The sequence below is a fragment of the Gluconacetobacter asukensis genome, from assembly GCF_014174375.1.
GTDB classification, from domain to species: Bacteria; Pseudomonadota; Alphaproteobacteria; order Acetobacterales; family Acetobacteraceae; genus Gluconacetobacter; species Gluconacetobacter asukensis.
This window is the reverse complement of sequence record NZ_JABEQE010000004.1, coordinates 99,578-117,475: the sequence shown is the minus strand read 5'-3', so window position 1 is coordinate 117,475 and position 17,898 is coordinate 99,578. Positions and strand designations below refer to the sequence as shown.

The following is a 17,898-nucleotide window of genomic DNA, read 5'->3' as shown; positions in this document are numbered from 1 at the left end:
CCCTTTCCTGACCGGATAACGCCATCCTGTGACCGACTATGGCTGAAAGCAGGGCATGGCGATACCCGAGCCCTCCCCACCATACCACAATCGAAACGTCTTCAACCTCCCTTGTGGGCCGAGAGATCGACATCCACGCCGACCGCCAGCGCAACCCACTGGCCACTCGCCCACGGCCCCTGCCCGACATTGAAGGCGGAACGGACCAGGTCCAGATGCCCCTTGGCATGCGCCGTATCACCGCTGATCTCCAGCGTGAATGGCAGCGTTTCCGGCCGGCTGACACCATGGATCGTCAGCCGACCGATGGCCTGATAGCCATTGCCTCCCGTCGCCACAAAGCGCGTGGCCTCGAAAGTAGCAGTGGGAAAGGCCGCGACATCGAACCAGTCGCGGCCGGGCATCGCCCCGTCGCGCTGCCGGTCGCCGGTCGCGGCACTGGCGATATCGATGGTGATCAGGGCATGGCCCGCCTCGGGATGGGCCGGATCGAACGAGATCGTGCCGCCGAATTTGCCGAAATGCCCGCTGAACGGACTGCCGGTCTGCATGCCGGAGAAGCCGACCATGCTGTGGGCGGCATCAATCGTCCACTCGGCCGCCAGAGAGGGCCGCGCGAGGAACAGAGTGGCCGCAACGGCCGCGAAGGCCGTCCTGTTGAGAAAAGACATCGGATTACTCTCCCTGGCGCAGGGTACGGCGGCCGAAGGCCGGCAGCATCTGCCGCAGGATATTGTCGTGCAGAATAACATGATGACGCAGAGCAGCCGCCACATGCAACATGATCAGCGCCAGCAGGCTCCAGGCCGCCCAGTGATGAACGATCTTCAGCACCGCCTCGGCCGGCGCCTTGTCGGCCAGCGTGGACAGGACCGGCAGGTCGGGCCACGGCACGACGGAAAACAGCACGGTCGGAATGCCCAGCACCGAAGCCGAGACCAGCGCCCAGCCACTGAGCGGCAACAGAAGCTGCAACCCATACAGCGCGGCATGGGTCAGATGCGCCGCCCGCCGCTCCACCGGCTTCATGCTCTCCGGCAGGCCCGGCGCCGCATGCGTCAGGCGCCAGCCCACACGCAGCACGATCAGGAACATGATGGTGATGCCGATGGATTTATGAAGCTGGTAGAGCTGGAAGACCCGCATCGGGGCAAGCGGCAGATGGTCCATCACCAGCCCCATCGCGATCAGGACCAGGATGCCCAGCGCGATCGCCCAATGCAGGACGATCGCGACGGCCGTATACCGCACAACCCCGCCGGCTTCGCGCGCGGCTATGGCCATGGCGGTCAGTCCTGCTTTTCGAAGGCGCCGGCAATGCGCAACGTCACCTCATCGCTGACATAGGGCACATACTTGCTCACGCCGAAATCGCTGCGCTTGACGGTGCCGGTGGCCTCGAAACCGGTGGTGTATTTCTTGTCGAGCGGGTTCACGCCGGCGCCGATGAAATGCACCTTCAGCGTCTCGGGCTTCGTCACGCCATGGATCGTCAGGTTCCCCGCGACGACGGCATCACTCTTGCCGGTCAGCTTCACGCTGGTCGAGACAAAGGTGGCGTTGGGGAATTTCTCGGCGTCGAACCACTCGGCACCTTTCAACTCGCCATTCAGCACGTCACTGGTGGTCTGCACCGAGGCGACAGGGATCGTCACCGACAGGCTGGACGCCGCCGGCGTCTTCGCATTCAGCTCCAGCGTGCCCGACACGTTGGAGAACACACCCGCGTAGTTGGTGAAGCCGAAATGCAGGACCGAAAACCCGACCTGCGTATGGCTGGGCTCGACCGCATAATGGCCCGACTGAACCTCGGCCGGGCTGCCCGCCGCCTGGGCGGCAACAGGCAGGCTGGCGGCAATGGCCAAGGCCGTGAAAAGCGAATAGGCGCTGCGCTTCATGGGAAACAACTCCGAAATCAGGACAAATGCACACCGAACACCCGGACCCATCAGGCCCGAACCGTTCCGCTGCATCCAGACATAGCGGAGGTCCTGAAATACAATAACAAAAATGACGGAAACGGATCGTTTCCATTCTTGCACTTGGCTATGCTGCCCCCATGACCGACAGCACACCCCCCATTCCCCAGCCTCGCGTCGGCTGCGGCGCCGCCATCATCGAAGACGGCAAACTCCTGCTGGTCCTCCGCCGAAAAGACCCGGAAGCCCAGCATTGGGGCCTCCCCGGCGGCAAGCTCGACCCCTACGAAACCGTCGCCAACGCCACCATCCGCGAAATCGCCGAAGAACTCGGCATCACCATCACCCTTACCAGCCTGCTGTGCATCGTCGACCAGATCGACCGCGCGCGCGGCACGCACTGGGTCGCCCCCGTCTTCCGCGCCACCATCCAGACCGGCACCCCCGCCATCCATGAACCCCACGCCCTTGCCGACTGGGGCTGGTTCCCGCTCACAGCCCTGCCCACCCCGCTGACCGAGGCGACCCGGCAGGCGTTGGCGATGCTGAACGCATTTCCAAACAGGCTCTGAGCAGGCCGGGTTACGAACGGCTTCAGACAGCGATTCCCCCAGAGGCCGCAGACGACGCGGCCTCTCCCGCCCGTCGTCGGAGACGCTCCGATGCACAGGCGGCCCATAAGGGAAACTTTTATTATCCGAGGCGCCAGCCACCCGCTCCTTGACCTCCCAGCCAACACCAGCAATGCCCCAACCGCCCCCGCCAACGAGGGGAGGAACGATACGAAATCAAACATGGTTTCATTATTGCCATTCGTGGAAAACAATATTAAGAACAAAGTTCATTATCTTGATATTAATCCACGTATTAATATTTCATTAAAATAAAAAACCCAAACCCTAAACACACCTCCGCCAGACCGGTCAAGATACCCCTCCATGAATATTTCATCTTTTCTTGAATTGGACATAAATTAAACGAACGTTAACTTTTTTGTCTCGGGCGGGACGATAATGTCGCGGCGCCAATATTTCCAATCCCGAGATTTGACGAAACCGCCCCATGTCCATTCGAATTTTTGACGATGTCAGCGCCAGCCCGAAAATATTATTCAATACCGGAACGGTTCTTGACGGCGCAGAGCAATATCAATCGCAGCTTCCGTTGGTCTCCGGTGCCGACAATACAGATTGGAGCCTGACCCAATGGGGCACACCGGCCTCTGAAATATTCGACCCCTCATCTCCCGTTGTCGGCGCATCCCAGGACGATGACAGCCTGTTGGGGGCGGCCGACTATTCGTGGCACGCGGGGGATTCATCCGGTGCGTCATCGGGTCTCGTCGTCTATGGAACGCCTGGCCAGTATACGTATCGGCTGAGTGCGGCCGGCGGCAATGTACGCGACGTATTTCTGCAAACAGCCGCACCCGCGACGCAGCCGGCCTATACTTTCGATAAATCAATGACCTTCTCGGCCGATGAGAGAGTATCCTCCGTCGCTCCACTGGACGGGGTCGGCTATGTGGGCAACGATTTCACGGTGACCTTCAACGCGACCAACAGCGCACATTATGATCCGTCGCTTCCGACATTCGGGATCTTTCTACAGGTCCCGATAACCGACACGCGCGGACAGCCACAGCCCTATTCCACCCTCAGCTACGACAGCACGACCGGCACCTGGACCGGCATGTTCAACGTAAGCGGAAACGCCGGCGCGGATAATCCCGTCGCCTACCTTCCGGCCGTCACCGATAGCGGCCCCCTGCACACTGTCACGATCGATCTGAATGCCGCCATCGACCAGATGATCGCCTCGATGGTCGGCCAGGCTACTGACAAGAACAGCGCCGCACTCGAAAATCTCGCGAACTGGTCTCTTTCCGGCATGTTCATCGGGCCGGAATCCGTCGCCGGGACGCAGCCGTCAGGGGGCGCCATCTCGTTCGATGTCAGTGACCCCAACGTGTCTTATGACGACACGCTCTCCCGCTCCTATGACACGAATCCGCAGAACATCGTCACGATCTCGGGACAGGCCACGGCAATTTCTCCGACACCATCCGTCGTCACGTCCGCAACCCAGGTAGTGACACAGGCAGGAAGCGGGGTAGCCCTCACCCTCACCAGCACCGCATCGTCTGTCGATGTTTCCAGCAACGCCGACGATACGATCGAATCCTCGACATCGGCACAGGTCGCCCTGCATGCGAATGCAAATATTACCGATGCGGTGATCGGCAACGGGTACGCCCTTTCAGTCGACGGCGCCGGCGGCGTGACACTTTCCGGCATGTTCTCCACTATCGCCATCGAAAATTCCGGCACATCGACGATTGACGGAACGCTATCCGGTGCCGACTCGATCATCGACAATGCGAATGCCGATTTCAATCTTCTGCTGTCGGGCACCAACAGCCTGCATGTCTCGGCCGGCCACGGCACGATCGACAGCGCATCGTCCAACGCGAATCTGCTCGTCTTTACCAATAACAACGACATGACGGTCAGCAATACCGCTCGCGCCGTCGAAGTGATCGTGTCCGATCCCAACGGTCCGACGGATCATACGCTGACGGTCGATGGCGGTGGTGTCCAGCAGGTCTGGAACGGCGATCAGACTCTGATCTTCAATGCCGGGACCGATACCGGCGGGCCCTCGATGTTCTCCCCCTTCAGCAATAACGCCCCCCAGGCCTATCTCGGTATCCAAGGCGGCAACAATACGGTCAACCTCAACCTTCAGAAGACCACCGTCTGGGCGACCGGGGGCGTGACAACCGTAAACGGAAGCCACAATGCATCGGCCGCCGATCTTCTCGTCACCGATGGCGGGCAGATCGACGTCACGGGCGACGAGGGCGTCTTCGATCTGGTGGCGTTCCATTCCCAGGGTATCACGGATACCATCACGGGCGGAAACGACAACGAAACGCTGTTCGCGGATTCCGTGAACCTGCTCGTCAAGGCGTCGGACACATTCTCCGGGGTCCAGACGATCGTGGCGTCGATGAGCGCTGCGGATAATGAGGGCACGACGGCGACCGTCGATGGCGGCGCCACGCAGCAGAATATCTATACCGGCGTGAAGGATTTTGTCGTCAACGCCTCGCAGAGCGTTTCCGGCAATCATATCATGCTGGCCGTTCAGGGCGGCCACACAACCTTCAATGGCGGGCTGGAGGGTGCGACCATCCATGATTGGGGCGGCGACCTGGATGCGTATTTCGGAACCGAAACCGGAATCACGACACTCGACGCGGACATGTCCAAAATAGGCCATCTGGGGCTCTATGGCTTCAATCCCGGCAGGGAAACCGTCACCCTGACCGGCATCGGCAATATCGCGGACATCAAGGTTTCAACATCCCAGGGAAATACCGATATTTTCGTAACCGGACAAAGCGGTCACGTCACCCTCTATGGAATGACCGGCATCGACATACACAATGCCGGGGCCTCCTCCGTCCTGCTGTCCTGACATATTGAAACGATCGGGGCCCTGATATCCGGATCGTGAGACCGCCGCGCGGACAGACGGCCAGGACGACTTCCGTCGGAAGGAATACGGTCATAGAAGAAGGGGGCCCTCTCCCTACTCCCGCCGGATACCGATGCCACGCTCCCCACGCCTCGATACGCGCGCGCTCGAACGTCGCATGGGCAACTGGGGCCGGTCGCATCTCTCGTCCGGCCTCCTCGAACTCGGCCTCTTCGTCCTCAAACAGGGATGGGCCTGCCTGTTCGGCGGCCTGCTCCTGCTGGCCATTCTGGTCACGAAATGGGTCTGGTCCCCCTCCTGGCCAGTCTGCCGTTACGATGCGCTGTTTCTGTTCGCGGTCCTGACGCAGATCGTGTTTCTCACCTTCCGGCTCGAAACATGGAAGGAAGCCCAGATCATCCTCCTGTTCCATGTCACGGGGACGATGATGGAATGGTTCAAGGTCAGCGTCGCCGCCTGGACCTATCCCGAGCCGGGCGTGTTCAAGATCATGCACGTCCCCCTGTTCTCAGGCTTCATGTATGCGGCGGTCGGGAGCTACATGGTTCGCGTCATCAGAATTTTCGACATGCGCTTCACGCCCTATCCGCCCTTCCCGGCAACACTCGGCCTGTCTGCTGCGATCTACCTCAATTTCTTTACCCACCACGCCCTGCCGGACATGCGCTGGCTGCTTTTCCTCGCCACGGTCCTGGTTTTCGGCCGCACCCGGATCTCCTTCCGGGTCTCCACCCGGCGCTGGTGGATGCCCCTTCCCTGTGCCGCATTCCTGTCCAGCCTGGCGCTGTGGATTGCCGAGAACATCGGGACCTTTACCGGCACATGGCTCTATTCGAAACAGCATGCAGGGCACATGGTGCGGTATGGCAAGATCGGCTCCTGGTATCTGCTCCTCTACGTGGCGTTCGTCACCACAACGATCGCCATCCGGCCGAACCGCCTCTCCCGCTCGAACAGTCAGTCGACGACGTGACAACGGACTCCCGACGATGCCCCATCCACCACGGCCCGGCCTGTCATCCACGCGGCTCGTCCTGCTGATGAGCGCGACCATCGCGGCAGGCGTGATTCTGCGAAAGGCACCGCTCGGCCTCCCGTTTCCCGTCACCAAATGGGGTGGTTCATGGCTCTGGGGCATGATGATCTGGTGCGCAGTGGCCATCCCGTCCAATGGCCGGTACCCGCTCCGGACGGCCTGCGCCGCCATCGTGCTGGCCACCCTCACCGAATGTCTGAAACGCCTCCACGCGCCGGCCCTGGATCATGTCCGCTCCGGCCCGCTGGGCAGCTTTCTCCTGGGGCATCATTTTGCGGTGGCCGACCTCGCCGTCTACGCCCTGGCGATTGCCAGCACGGCCTTCCTCGCCTCACGCCATGACCACATCCGTGCGCGGACGGATGCCCCCCGGCACGATGGCCGATGTCACCGACGATAGTCAAAAACCGGGGTGCAGGGCATCATGCCCTGCCGGGCGCGGGCAGAGCCCGCCCCTCGGTCTGAAAAACAGCTTCCCGCAAACCAACGATAACGAAGCGTTTTGAAAGGTCGGGGCCCTCCGCCCCGACCCACCCATCAACCGATATCGAACGTCACCCCCTGCGCCAGCGGCAGGGTGCGGCCATAATTGATCGCATTCGTCTGCCGCCGCATATAGGCCCGCCACGCGTCCGATCCGGATTCCCGGCCACCACCGGTCTCCTTCTCTCCGCCAAAGGCCCCACCGATTTCCGCACCGGACGGCCCCATATTGACGTTCGCAATCCCGCAATCCGAACCCGCGCCCGACAGGAACAGCTCGATCTCGCGCAGATCGTTGCCGAAGATGGAGGAGGACAACCCCTGCGGCACATCGTTCTGCAACGCAATCGCCTCATCCAGCGCGCTGTATTTCAGAACATACAGGATCGGCGCAAAGGTTTCCTCACGCACCGGCCCCACCTGCCCCGGCATTTCCACCAGCGCTGGGCGGGCATAGAACGACCCGTCCCCGTTCACGTCGACCCGCTCGCCACCATGCACAATGCCGCCATGGGCCTTGGCATCGCTCAGGCTGGCCTGCATCGCCTCGAACGACGCCCCGTCGATCAGCGGCCCCACCAGCGCGTCACTATCGATCGGGCTGCCAACCGAAATCCGCTGATAAACCTGCGCCAGACGCGGCACCAGCGCGTCATAAACATCTTCATGCACGATCAACCGGCGCAGCGTGGTGCAGCGCTGCCCGGCGGTGCCCATCGCGCCGAAGGCCACGGCACGCAGCGTCAGTTCCAGATCGGCCGAAGGTGTGACGATCGAGGCATTGTTCCCGCCCAGTTCCAGGATCGACTTGCCAAAGCGCCGCGCCACACGCTCGCCGACAATGCGTCCCATGCGCGTCGAACCCGTCGCCGAAACCACTGGCACCCGCGCATCGTCCACCAGCAGCTCACCAATCTCCCGCCCGCCGATCAGCAGCGTGCCGAGATTCGCCGGCGCGTCATCGCCAAATCGCGCCACCGCCCGGTCGAACAGCGCCTGCACCGCCAGCGCGGTCAACGGCGTCTTCTCCGACGGCTTCCACACCACCGGGTCGCCACAGACGAAAGCCAGCGCCGCATTCCACGACCACACCGCCACCGGGAAATTGAACGCCGAGATCACGCCAACCACACCCGCCGGATGCCACTGCTCCGTCAGCCGGTGATCGGGCCGCTCCGACTGGATCGTCAGGCCGTACAACTGGCGCGACAGCCCCACCGCGAAATCGCAGATATCGATCATCTCCTGGACCTCGCCCAGGCCCTCGGACACGACCTTGCCCACCTCCAGCGTCACCAGCCGGCCCAGCGCCTCCTTGCTGGCGCGCAGTTCCTCGCCCAGCAGGCGCACCAGCTCACCCCGGCGCGGCGCGGGCACCCGGCGCCACGCCGTGAAGGCCTCCGCCGCCGCGCCGATCGTACGGCGCGCATCTTCCGGCGCGCTCTCGACCACCCGCGCAATCTCCTCGCCAGTCACCGGCGAGCGCACGGCCAGCGTGCCACCCGTAAACCGCGCGGCCGGCACGCCCAGGCGCACCAGCAGGTCATGCACTTCGGAAGCTATCAGGTTTGTCATCGTCTCTCTGCTTTCTCGCTTCATCGTCTGGTTTTCTGTTCTTTTTTGAAAAAAAAGAACCAAAAAACTTTTGATTCGTTCAGGAATTTTGTGCTGGGAACACGCGATGACCCAAAACGGATAAAAGTCTTTTTGCTTCTTTTTCTTCAGAAAAAGAAGAATCCTTCCTACAACCTTGCACCGACCAGATGCGCGGCGGCCGAGCCATACTCATACACCGCCTCCCGCACCCGCCGGGCACGTGCCGGCACCACATCGCTCACCGGCAACGGCAATTCGGCCTCGGATACCACACCGCGCACGAAATCGGCCAGCACGCGGCCAAATACCGTGCCGGGCGCAATACCCCGCCCATTATAACCACTGATGGACACGACATTCTCCGCCAGCCGGTGCAGGCGGGGCAGATCGTCGACCGTCATGCCGATGCTGCCGAACCATTCGCTCTCGAACCCGATACCCGCCAACTGGGGATAGATCCGTGCCAATGCCCGCGCCGCCCATTGCCGGTGCACGGACAGGCCCGCCCCCCGCAACGCCCCCACGCTGCCAATCACCAGCCGCCCCGCCCGATCGAGCCGGAAAGAGGTCAGCACCTCCTTCGTGTCCCACGCCCCCTGCTTCTGCGGCAGGACAGAGCCCAATTGCGCCGCATCCAGCTTCACGGTGGCAATGTTGAAATAAGGCAGATGAATCAGCTCCGCCCGGATCTCGGGCCACAACGCGCCGGCATGCACGGTCGTATAGGCATTGGTCGCCACGATCACCTTCGCCGCACGCACGCTGCCCGCCTCGGTCCACAACCGCCAACGGCCGCCCTCCTGCCGGGCGGAGACAACCGGGCTCGCCGTGTGAATCCGCGCCCCCGCCGCCAGCGCCGCCCCCGCCAACCCGCGCGCATAGGCCAGCGGCTGAATGGTGCCGGCCCGCGCATCCAGCAACGCCCCGGCATACACGCCACTGCCCACCTTCTCTCGCGTCTCACCCGGGTCCAGCAGCCGGACCGGCGCGCCCAGGCGCCGCCACTGGCGCTCGCGCTCCTTCAGGCTGGCCAGCCCCGCCCGGCCGACCCCGCAATGCAGCGTGCCATTATGCTCGGCCTCACAGGCAATGCCATGCCGCCCGACCAGATCGAACACCATTGACGGCGCATCGCCCAGCAACCGGAGGATGCGCGGCCCATGAACCGGCCCCAGCCCATCGATCACATCCTTCGGCATGACCCACAATCCGGCATTGACCAGCCCGACATTCCGCCCGGACCCGCCGAACCCGATCTCCACCGCCTCCAGCACCACCACCGACCCCCCGGCCGCGGCCAGATGCAGCGCGGCCGACAGGCCGGTATAACCCGCACCGACAATCACCACATCGGCATCGATATCCCCGGCCAGCGCCATGGTGGCGGGCGCGGGTGGGGCAGACAGTTCCCACAATCCATGGCTGCGCGGATCGTTTCTCATCGCCGTGCTCTTTTCCTCCCGGGTGGCCTCACCGGCCTTCAATCACGCGGCAGCCGCATCACGCAGGCATCGCCGGACATCGGCAACAGATCGGTCCTGAAGCGCCGCGTACAGCGCGCACTCATCCAGCACCTCGGCCCCCAGGGCGGCCTCGAACCCCGTACGGTCGGCGCTGGCGGCATAATCCGCCCCACCCAAACCACCCAGATTGGAGCGAAAGATCCCGGCCGCGCTCACCGGCAGAAAATCCTCGTAGGTCATCGGCGTGGCCACAACCACACCCAACCGCACCAGATCCCCGATCGGCGCCTCGGCCGACAGGCCGGGCGGCAGCGACGCGCCATCCGTCAGGTCGTAGCGGAAATAGGCCAACTCCTGCCCGCGCAATTCGTCCTCGGTATCAGGAAACCGCGCAAAGGCCGCTTCAAGCCGCGCCCCGTACGGCACATCCTCCGGCCCGTCGTCACGCGCCACGCGCAGCAGCCGGTCATACAGCGCCCGCCCTTTCGGGGTCAGCGCCATGCCACGCTGCTCGATCTCGCCGAACCGGGCGGTATGGCACCCGTCCTCGCCCGCACTGCCTTCCCCAAGAAAGAGGATCGGCTCCTCCAGCGCCGCGAAACTGGTCTGGCGCAGCAGGATCGGGCAGGCCCGGCGGGGCGGCCCCTCGATCACCTCCTTGGCCCGCATGCCGTAGAGCGGCATCTCGGCCTGCGCCGCATCGATATCCAGCGTGCGCGGCGTCAGATGATTGATATGCGGCCCCTTGAAGCACACCACATCCGCAATCAGCCGATGCGCGTCATGCAGGCGGCGATAGGTGGCGGCACTGACCGTTGCCTCGCGATGCCAGCGGAACGTCTCCAGCGCCTCGCGAACAAACAGGTCCGCCTCCGCGTCCCCAAGCCCGCCCTCACCCTCCCACTGCCCGATCAGCGCCAGCACGCCGGGCGTGAAGATCCGCCGCGCCGCCAGAATGCGCTCGGCCTCGGCGCGCAGGGCCACGTCCGCGATCAGGTCCAGCCGCAGCAGCGAGGTAAAGACCCGGAACGGATTGCGCCCCAGCGCCGCCTCATCGACCGGCCGGAAGGCGGTGGAATGCACCGGAATGCCCGCAACCGACAGATCGTAATACCCGACCGGCGCCATGCCCATCACGGCGAACAGCCGGCGCATGGTCGCCAGTTCCGCCGCCGTGCCCAGCCGGATCGCACCATGCCGTTCCACATCCAGCCGCGCCAGCGCGCCGATCGCCTCCAGCCGGGCCTTCAGGGCCGGGTCGTCCTGCAGGACCCGCGCATTCACCCGCGCGACCAGTTCCGTCAGGGCACCATACTGGGGCACCTCCTGGCGATACATCTCCGACATCGCCCGCGCGAAACGGGCCCGGATCGCGTCCGCGCCGATCATCCCGGTCTTGTCCACCACACGTCCCCACCCTGTCGGGCGCCCCTGGCGCGGCCGGCCTGTTATTCCGATTCCATATCATTCGCGACGGCGGCCCGCCTTTCAAACGATAAAGGAAACTGACATCATGCGGATCTGGAATGACCCCACCCCGCGCGTCACTTCCCCTTCGCATCCACGGGCTGACATGGCGACCCCGCGACGTTTCCTGCCTCCCACCCTGCTCCTGCATTCGTTCGAGGCCGCGGCCCGGCTGGAGAGCTTCACCGCTGCCGCGCGGGAACTGCACCTGACCCAGAGCGCGATCAGCCGGCACATCCGCGCGCTGGAACAGCAACTGGGCGCCGACCTGTTCGTCCGCGACCGCCAGACGGTGCGCCTGACCCTGGCGGGCGAGGCCTATGCGCGCGAGGTCCGCGAGGCCCTGCGCCATATCGCCACCGCCACCCTGGGCTTTCGCGCCAATCCCACCGGCGGCGCCGTCAATCTGGGCGTGCTGCCCACCTTCGGCAGCCAGTGGCTGGCCCCCCGCCTGCCGGATTTCATGCGCGCCCATCCCGACATCACGATCAACCTGATGTCCCGCCCCCTGCCCTTCGATTTCTCGGGCGACACGCTCCATGCCGCCATCCATTTCGGCGCGGCCGAATGGACGGGCGCGGACATGGATTTCCTGATGTCGGAACAGATCGTCGCGGCCTGCAGCCCCACCCTGCAGGCCCGCCACGCCTTCCGCACCCCGGCCGACCTGCTCGGCGCCCCATTGCTGCACCTGGTCTCCCGCCCCGATGCGTGGGAACGATGGTTCGCCGCCCAGGGGGTGGAGGCGCTAAAGGTCCACGGCATGCTGTGCGACCAGTTCACCTTCATCGCACAGGCCGCCGCAGCCGGGGCCGGCGTCGCCCTGCTGCCGCGTTTTCTGGTATCAGACCTGCTGAAGAGCGGCCGCCTGGTCGAACTGCCGGGCGGAACGCTGCGCAGCGAGGGCGCCTACTACCTGGCCTCCCCCCCGAACCACGGCAGCTACGGCCCTTTCCAGACCTTCCGCGCCTGGCTGCTGAAGACGGCCTCGCGGGAGGGACGGGCCGATTGATCCGGCCCCCATCATGTCCTATATCAATCGCGAGGCCACGTCCTCGCCCCTGTTGCGGGTTTTCAGGTCCGGGACGGCCCGGCGGCTCTGAATGGAGACCGCCATGTCGTGGCTGATGCTTACGATCGCTGGATTGCTGGAAGTCGTCTGGGCCTTCGCGATGAAGGAATCCCAGGGTTTCACACGCTTCATCCCCTCCGCGATAACCATCGCCGGGATGATCGCCAGCTTCGCCCTGCTTTCGCTATCGATGAAACATCTGCCGCTCGGGACCGCCTATACGGTCTGGACTGGCATCGGGGCGATCGGGGCCTTTCTGGTCGGCATCCTGTTTCTCGGCGAAGCCGCCAGCCCCCTGCGCATCCTGGCCGCCCTCCTGATCACGAGCGGCCTGGTGCTGATGAAACTGTCGAGCGGCGGGTAAGGGACGGTTGCTCGCCTCCTGCCAGCCTCGTAGCCGCCGGCCGGGTTCCAGCCCCTCGAAAACTGTCTATTCCGTTCCGATGCAGGGAATGCCAGAAGGGTTTTCGAAGAATCGGCGTCCAATTTCGGTATTCGCAACAGGTCCCCATGCTTTTCAAAACCCTGCCGACCAGCGCCGTCATCGGTCTCTGGGCATTGTTTGCCTGTACCTTCACGGCACTGACCAGTGAGGTCGCCCCCGTCGGCATCCTGATAGAGATGGCGCAGACTTTCCACATTCCGGAAGGCCACGCGGGGCTGGCCGTCAGCGCCTTCGCCCTGATGGTGGCACTCGGCGCGGTCCCGCTCACGATCATGACCGCGCATATCGATCGCAAACGGCTGATGCTCATCTCGCTGTCGGGCTACGTGCTGTCCAATCTGGTGGTGGCGGTGGCCCCCACCTTTCCGCTCCTGTGCATGGGCCGGCTGATCGGCGGGCTGGCGCATGCGCTGCTGATGTCGATCACGTCCGCCTATGCGGCGCGGCTGGTACCGCAGAGCATGACCGGCCGGGCCATTTCCTTCGTCTATGGGGGCACTTCGCTGGGCGCCATCCTGGGCGTACCGGGCGCGGCGGCAATCGGGCATCTGGCAAGCTGGCGGGTCGCGATGTTCGTCATGACCGCGCTGGCAGTCGTGCTCACCCTGTGCATCGCGTTTTTCCTGCCGCCGGTCTCCTCGCCCGCCAATGTGCGCAACAGCCTGCCCGGCATGGCCTCCCGCAGGGTGATGCGGATCTTCCTGATCGTGGTGGCGGTCGATGCCGTGTTCTTCTTCGCGCACAACCTGCTCTACACCTATGTCGCGCCGCTGCTGCTCGACCATGGGCTGACGGCGGGCACCCTCAGCATCGCCCTGCTGCTCACGGGCGGCGTCAGCATCCTCGGCCTGTGGGGGGCCGGCCAGTTTGTCGACCGCAATCCCGGCGCCGGCCTGCTGGGCGGCGGCCTGGCCATGCTGATCGGCATGGGGCTGATGTATGGGCACATCCTGTCCGGCTGGGCGGCGGTGGGCGCCGTGGGGCTATGGTGCATCGGCTATTCGGCCATCATCCCCTTCGTCATGTCCGGGGCCATCCGCGCCCGCGCCACCCGCCCCGACGTGGCCGGGGCCGCGATCAATGCCGCCAGCAACGTGGGCATCCTGCTCGGGTCGGCAGCCGGCGGCCAGGTGCTGACCCATGCCGGCTTCGGCGTCCTCACCCCGCTGGCCATCGCGGTGGCCTTCGGCGGCATCCTGCTGGGCTTCTTCAGCCCCGCCGCCTTCCCGCACAGTCTTCCCCCCGCCGAACAGGACTGAAAACGGGCGGCCCCGATTCATCACGATGTAACAATTATTTCATACTCATCGCTTCCGACAATCGGATAAGAGCGACCCGCTGTGCAAAAAAAACCCCTCGGCCGGGCCTTCGGGCCCGGCCTCTTTTTTGCAGCGCCTCCCCCCCCAACCGGCCCGAACACACGGGTGCGGGAACAAACCGGGAAGAACAGGGCAAGGTCCCTCGGATTCAAGCCTCAGCTTCATCCACCCACAGAGTTATCCAGAGGGGTATCCCCGGAATCTGTGGATAATCCTCGCCGCTCCACGACGGAACATCATCGCGAAAATGGCTGTTTTCCGCCGTTTCCAGCATGATTGCATCCATCCCCTGAAAAGGGTCTTGATTCCATGTCAATTTTATGACTGCCCCAGGCTGCAAATCATTCACAGCCGACCGGAAAAAAAACCGCGGAAGCCCTCCGGCACCACCCGCCACGCCGGAACAAACCAAGAAAAGCGGGATTCGTCGCGATCACGCCTGTTTCCGGACAAGCAATCCACAGAGTTATCCAGAAGGGTACCCCCGGAATCTGTGGATAATCGCCCGAGGCGCCGCATCGGCCCTCATCGAAAAACCCCCGGTCTTCCGCCATTTACGCGCCGTCAAGAGCAGCAACACCGAATCTCCGTGATTCCACCGTACTGTCGCATCGCGCCATCGGCCCAAACAATTCACAGCGCGATGACGATTCACGCTTGACTCCATACAGGCGGCCGATCGCCACCGGAGTCCTTCCGAATCCGTGCAGCGCCGCCCGCGCCCAGGGCGGCCGGCAGGCTTTCATTTCGAGTTTCGGCGGTGTCCGTATAGAATTCGGCTACGGACCCAAAGCGATACAGGAATGCGGAAAGGCATCATGGCAACCGCGAAACCATTCGTCATCCCGTCTCTGGCCGTCCTGCTGCTCGGCCTCCCCCTCTCGGCCCCCGCACGGGCGGACGACCCGCCGCCGGCGCCGCCAGCGGCCTGCACGCCGGACAAGCCGGCCCTGCCCGACGATCTGCGCGGATGGGCATCTCCGTCCCACCTCGCGGCCGCCGGCACCGTGTCCGCGCTCGACCATGCCGTCCTCCCGCCAGGGCAGGCGGTGCTGGTGGCCCTGCGGCCAACGCCGGATGTCAGCTACGCCCTCCGCCCCGACGAGCCCGGCGGCTCGGTCAGTTCCGGCGGAATGGTCGCCTTCGACGCCCCGAAGGCAGGCACCTACCGGGTCATGCTCAATGCCCGCGCGTGGCTCGACCTGGTGCGCGACGGCGCCGCCGTGGGCTCCACCCACCACGAGCGCGGGCCGGCCTGTAGCGGAATCGGCAAGATGGTCGATTTCCCGCTGCCGGCCGGGCGCGCCATCATCCAGCTCAGCGGCAGCGGCAAGCCCGAAATCGAAATCATGGTGGTACCGGTTCCGACGCGGGCGGAGACAACATTGCCGACGCCATGACCCTTATCGAAAGCGCCAAACTGTCCGGCCTCAACCCGCACGATTATCTCGCCGACGTCCTCGCCCGCATCAACGACCGCAAGGTCAACCGCCTCCACGAACTGCTGCCCTGGAATTGGCCGCCCATGGCTGCGCCTCAAAAACAAGCCGCTTGATCGTGGCGGCAATCCATTTTGTCTATACTGCCGCCTGCATCGCCACTCAGTTCGGCGAGGATGAAGATTTCCTGCATGACATTAGCATCGGCATGGAGCCGGAGGATGGCTGCCTCCATGTCATCAATTCCACCGAGGAGAACGAGCATGTCTTCGCTTCTACCGAATTTGGTATCGAAAATCTCCGGGAACTGATCCTCATCCACAAAAGCAATGTCGCTCTCGGTGTCGAAGAGCCTTTCGATAAAACTCAGGGAGGGTCTTGATCGGCTGGTTACCATAGTTATCCATCACCAGATGGATATCGAGATCAGTCGGCACACTGGTCTCGATCTGGACGGGAAATTTACGGAATTCCGTGGACCGGTGCTTCGGATAGCATTTTCCGATGACAGTGCCAGCGGCAATGTCGGGAGCCGCGAACAGCGACGTCGTGCCATGGCGGGTTAGTCATGGGTCCGCCGCACGACTTTGCCGCGCCGTATAGGCAGCATGGGCTGGCTGCGATCCAGCGCCTGGATCTGGCTCTTCTCATCAACGCACAGCACCCGCGCATGTTCGGGCGGTGCCATATACAAGCCAACGATGTCGCGGACCTTCTCCACGAAGACGGGATCGCTCGACAGTTTGAAGGTCTCTGTCCGGTGCGGCTGTAGCCCGAACACTTTCCAGATGCGATGGATCGTGGACGGTGCATACCCCACGGCCCGCGCCATCGAGCGCAGCGACCAATGCATAGCATCGCGCGGCGTCTCGGGCCGCGGTTCATCGTAAAGCCCGTCCAGACGGTCTATCGCAAACTGCCGGCGCCATTTGCCAACCGTGTTGATGTACGCGCCCGTCAGGTCACGGATCGTCTTGTTCTCCTCCCCATCGGCGGCAGCAAGGACAATCCATGCCCGCCGCGCAAGCGCCTGTCCCGTCTTGCGCGCCCGTACCAGAAATTCCAGTTCCTGACGCTCCAATGCCGTCAGTTCGATCGCAACCGCCGCACGTCCCGTTCGATTACCCCCGCCATCAGGATAATCACCTAAACTTCTCGATCAGGACACTAGGATGGAATATGAACATGGAACATATGAAGAATCTTGAGTATTGCTGCCCTGTAATCATCAAACATCGTCGCTATGCAAATGGAAAAATAGAATGAAACAGCAAAAAAATATGGTTTGTGTGACATGCACCATAAGAAAAACGAATTTACTTTTTTATTGACACAGAGCGGCCTAGTCAATGTGACGCAAAATATGCCTAGAGCTGCCCCTCCAATGACATCACTCAGGAAATGATAACCAAGATAGATACGACCGAAATCGAAAATAAATGCAAGTATATAGGCCAAAACTCCGGCAACAGGATTGACAGCATTAATAGTACAGGCAAAACCAAAAAATATCGTAGCATGATCGCTCGGGAACGATGACCAATGGCTAAGAGTACCAGATCCAACACCGCTTGGAAGTCGGAAATTCAGCGCCGGATCATAGAGGGGTCTGACATGCATCGGCAGGTTAAACTGCAATATGCGGCTAATCACCCCCGCTCCGAATGAAGTTAACGCCCCTATAAAGACACTATTTTTTTTCGCGCCCGTGTCTGAATAAAACCACGCAAAGACAACGATAGACATCATCAATATATTTGAAAAGGCATTTAGTCCAGTAATTATACCTACGATAGTATCAATAATATCCCTATTTTCACCGACGTAATTCATATATCTCGAAATTTTATAATCCAATATATTAAAATGAAATACCGATATTAATAACATCGACACAAATACTGTAAACGAAATTTCTTTTACGTTATTTGTTACAAACAGTTTGTTTGCATTCATAAATTTCACGCTATTCACGGGTATTATCCTCATAGCATCTTAACCCATCCTGAAGAGAGTTTTCCTAGAAATTGGATGACGCGACGTGATTAGGCGGTGCGTTGTGAGTTGGCATCGGGTGTTGCGGTGCCGTTGACGAATACGACGTCTTCGATGAGGCGACTCAATTTGATCTCACGTTAGCTGCGTGAGGTTGAGG

The 17,898-nt window shown here is 62.4% G+C and carries 18 protein-coding genes and 1 pseudogene; 9 read left to right on the top strand and 10 right to left on the bottom strand.

From position 1 onward, the window contains the following. Positions 1-101 precede the first annotated feature (101 nt). The 3 genes from HLH35_RS06285 to HLH35_RS06275 are packed head-to-tail and all read right to left on the bottom strand — an operon-like array spanning position 102 to position 1,898. A complete protein-coding gene (locus tag HLH35_RS06285; RefSeq protein WP_182978334.1) occupies positions 102-671 on the bottom strand; it encodes a YceI family protein in 570 nt (189 codons plus the stop codon). Between the two features lie 4 nt (positions 672-675). Next, positions 676-1,284 (bottom strand): cytochrome b, encoded by a 609-nt coding sequence (locus HLH35_RS06280; RefSeq protein ID WP_182978333.1) that lies wholly within the window; start codon positions 1,282-1,284, stop codon positions 676-678. 5 nt (positions 1,285-1,289) lie between these two features. Next, entirely contained in the window at positions 1,290-1,898 is a 609-nt protein-coding gene (locus HLH35_RS06275; protein ID WP_182978332.1) for a YceI family protein, read from the bottom strand. Between the two features lie 161 nt (positions 1,899-2,059). Here HLH35_RS06275 and HLH35_RS06270 point away from each other — a divergent pair, with 161 nt between their 5' ends. From HLH35_RS06270 to HLH35_RS06255, 4 genes are all read left to right on the top strand, one after another. After that, entirely contained in the window at positions 2,060-2,491 is a 432-nt protein-coding gene (locus HLH35_RS06270; protein ID WP_182978331.1) for an NUDIX hydrolase, read from the top strand. Between the two features lie 490 nt (positions 2,492-2,981). Next, positions 2,982-5,402 (top strand): hypothetical protein, encoded by a 2,421-nt coding sequence (locus HLH35_RS06265; RefSeq protein WP_182978330.1) that lies wholly within the window; start codon positions 2,982-2,984, stop codon positions 5,400-5,402. Positions 5,403-5,535: 133 nt separating this feature from the next. Further along, a complete protein-coding gene (locus HLH35_RS06260; protein WP_220790566.1) occupies positions 5,536-6,396 on the top strand; it encodes a DUF817 domain-containing protein in 861 nt (286 codons plus the stop codon). A 16-nt stretch (positions 6,397-6,412) separates the two neighbouring features. Continuing rightward, positions 6,413-6,859 (top strand): ribosomal maturation YjgA family protein, encoded by a 447-nt coding sequence (locus tag HLH35_RS06255; RefSeq protein ID WP_182978329.1) that lies wholly within the window; start codon positions 6,413-6,415, stop codon positions 6,857-6,859. Positions 6,860-6,996: 137 nt separating this feature from the next. Here HLH35_RS06255 and amaB read toward each other — a convergent pair whose 3' ends face one another. From amaB to hglS, 3 genes are all read right to left on the bottom strand, one after another. Continuing rightward, complete coding sequence (gene amaB / locus HLH35_RS06250) at positions 6,997-8,517, bottom strand: L-piperidine-6-carboxylate dehydrogenase (RefSeq protein ID WP_182978328.1); 1,521 nt, start codon at positions 8,515-8,517, stop codon at positions 6,997-6,999. 167 nt (positions 8,518-8,684) lie between these two features. Further along, complete coding sequence (locus HLH35_RS06245; RefSeq protein ID WP_182978327.1) at positions 8,685-9,980, bottom strand: NAD(P)/FAD-dependent oxidoreductase; 1,296 nt, start codon at positions 9,978-9,980, stop codon at positions 8,685-8,687. A 42-nt stretch (positions 9,981-10,022) separates the two neighbouring features. Further along, positions 10,023-11,405, bottom strand: coding sequence for a 2-oxoadipate dioxygenase/decarboxylase HglS (hglS, locus tag HLH35_RS06240; RefSeq protein WP_338029304.1), 1,383 nt, complete (start codon positions 11,403-11,405; stop codon positions 10,023-10,025). Between the two features lie 109 nt (positions 11,406-11,514). Here hglS and HLH35_RS06235 point away from each other — a divergent pair, with 109 nt between their 5' ends. The 3 genes from HLH35_RS06235 to HLH35_RS06225 all read left to right on the top strand — a co-directional run bounded on the left by HLH35_RS06235 (position 11,515) and on the right by HLH35_RS06225 (position 14,244). Continuing rightward, complete coding sequence (locus tag HLH35_RS06235; RefSeq protein ID WP_246384889.1) at positions 11,515-12,480, top strand: LysR substrate-binding domain-containing protein; 966 nt, start codon at positions 11,515-11,517, stop codon at positions 12,478-12,480. A 103-nt stretch (positions 12,481-12,583) separates the two neighbouring features. After that, positions 12,584-12,904, top strand: a complete 321-nt coding sequence (locus HLH35_RS06230; RefSeq protein ID WP_182978326.1) for a DMT family transporter — start codon at positions 12,584-12,586, stop codon at positions 12,902-12,904. Between the two features lie 146 nt (positions 12,905-13,050). Further along, entirely contained in the window at positions 13,051-14,244 is a 1,194-nt protein-coding gene (locus HLH35_RS06225) for an MFS transporter (RefSeq protein WP_182978325.1), read from the top strand. 208 nt (positions 14,245-14,452) lie between these two features. On the opposite strand, the gene HLH35_RS20175 is transcribed toward HLH35_RS06225, so the two are convergent. Continuing rightward, a complete protein-coding gene (locus tag HLH35_RS20175; RefSeq protein WP_275944217.1) occupies positions 14,453-14,578 on the bottom strand; it encodes a hypothetical protein in 126 nt (41 codons plus the stop codon). 544 nt (positions 14,579-15,122) lie between these two features. On the opposite strand from HLH35_RS20175, the gene HLH35_RS06220 reads away from it, so the two are divergent. Both HLH35_RS06220 and HLH35_RS20365 read left to right on the top strand, forming a co-directional pair. Then, positions 15,123-15,704 carry a hypothetical protein gene (locus tag HLH35_RS06220; RefSeq protein WP_182978324.1) on the top strand — a complete coding sequence of 194 codons (582 nt, stop codon included), beginning with the start codon at positions 15,123-15,125 and terminating at the stop codon, positions 15,702-15,704. Further along, positions 15,611-15,859: pseudogene (locus HLH35_RS20365) on the top strand (transposase domain-containing protein); the annotation flags it as partial. The gene HLH35_RS06220 and the pseudogene HLH35_RS20365, both read left to right, overlap by 94 nt. Here the strand turns inward: HLH35_RS20365 and HLH35_RS06210 are convergent. The 3 genes from HLH35_RS06210 to HLH35_RS20290 all read right to left on the bottom strand — a co-directional run bounded on the left by HLH35_RS06210 (position 15,841) and on the right by HLH35_RS20290 (position 17,717). Next, positions 15,841-16,140 carry a hypothetical protein gene (locus tag HLH35_RS06210; protein ID WP_182978323.1) on the bottom strand — a complete coding sequence of 100 codons (300 nt, stop codon included), beginning with the start codon at positions 16,138-16,140 and terminating at the stop codon, positions 15,841-15,843. The pseudogene HLH35_RS20365 and the gene HLH35_RS06210 overlap by 19 nt on opposite strands. Before the next feature lie 165 nt (positions 16,141-16,305). Further along, positions 16,306-16,824, bottom strand: a complete 519-nt coding sequence (locus HLH35_RS06205; RefSeq protein ID WP_182978322.1) for a helix-turn-helix domain-containing protein — start codon at positions 16,822-16,824, stop codon at positions 16,306-16,308. A gap of 86 nt (positions 16,825-16,910) precedes the next feature. Next, the gene (locus tag HLH35_RS20290) at positions 16,911-17,717 is read right to left on the bottom strand and encodes a phosphatase PAP2 family protein (protein ID WP_182978321.1); all 807 of its coding nucleotides are present in this window, start codon (positions 17,715-17,717) and stop codon (positions 16,911-16,913) included. Between the last annotated feature and the right edge of the window lie 181 nt (positions 17,718-17,898).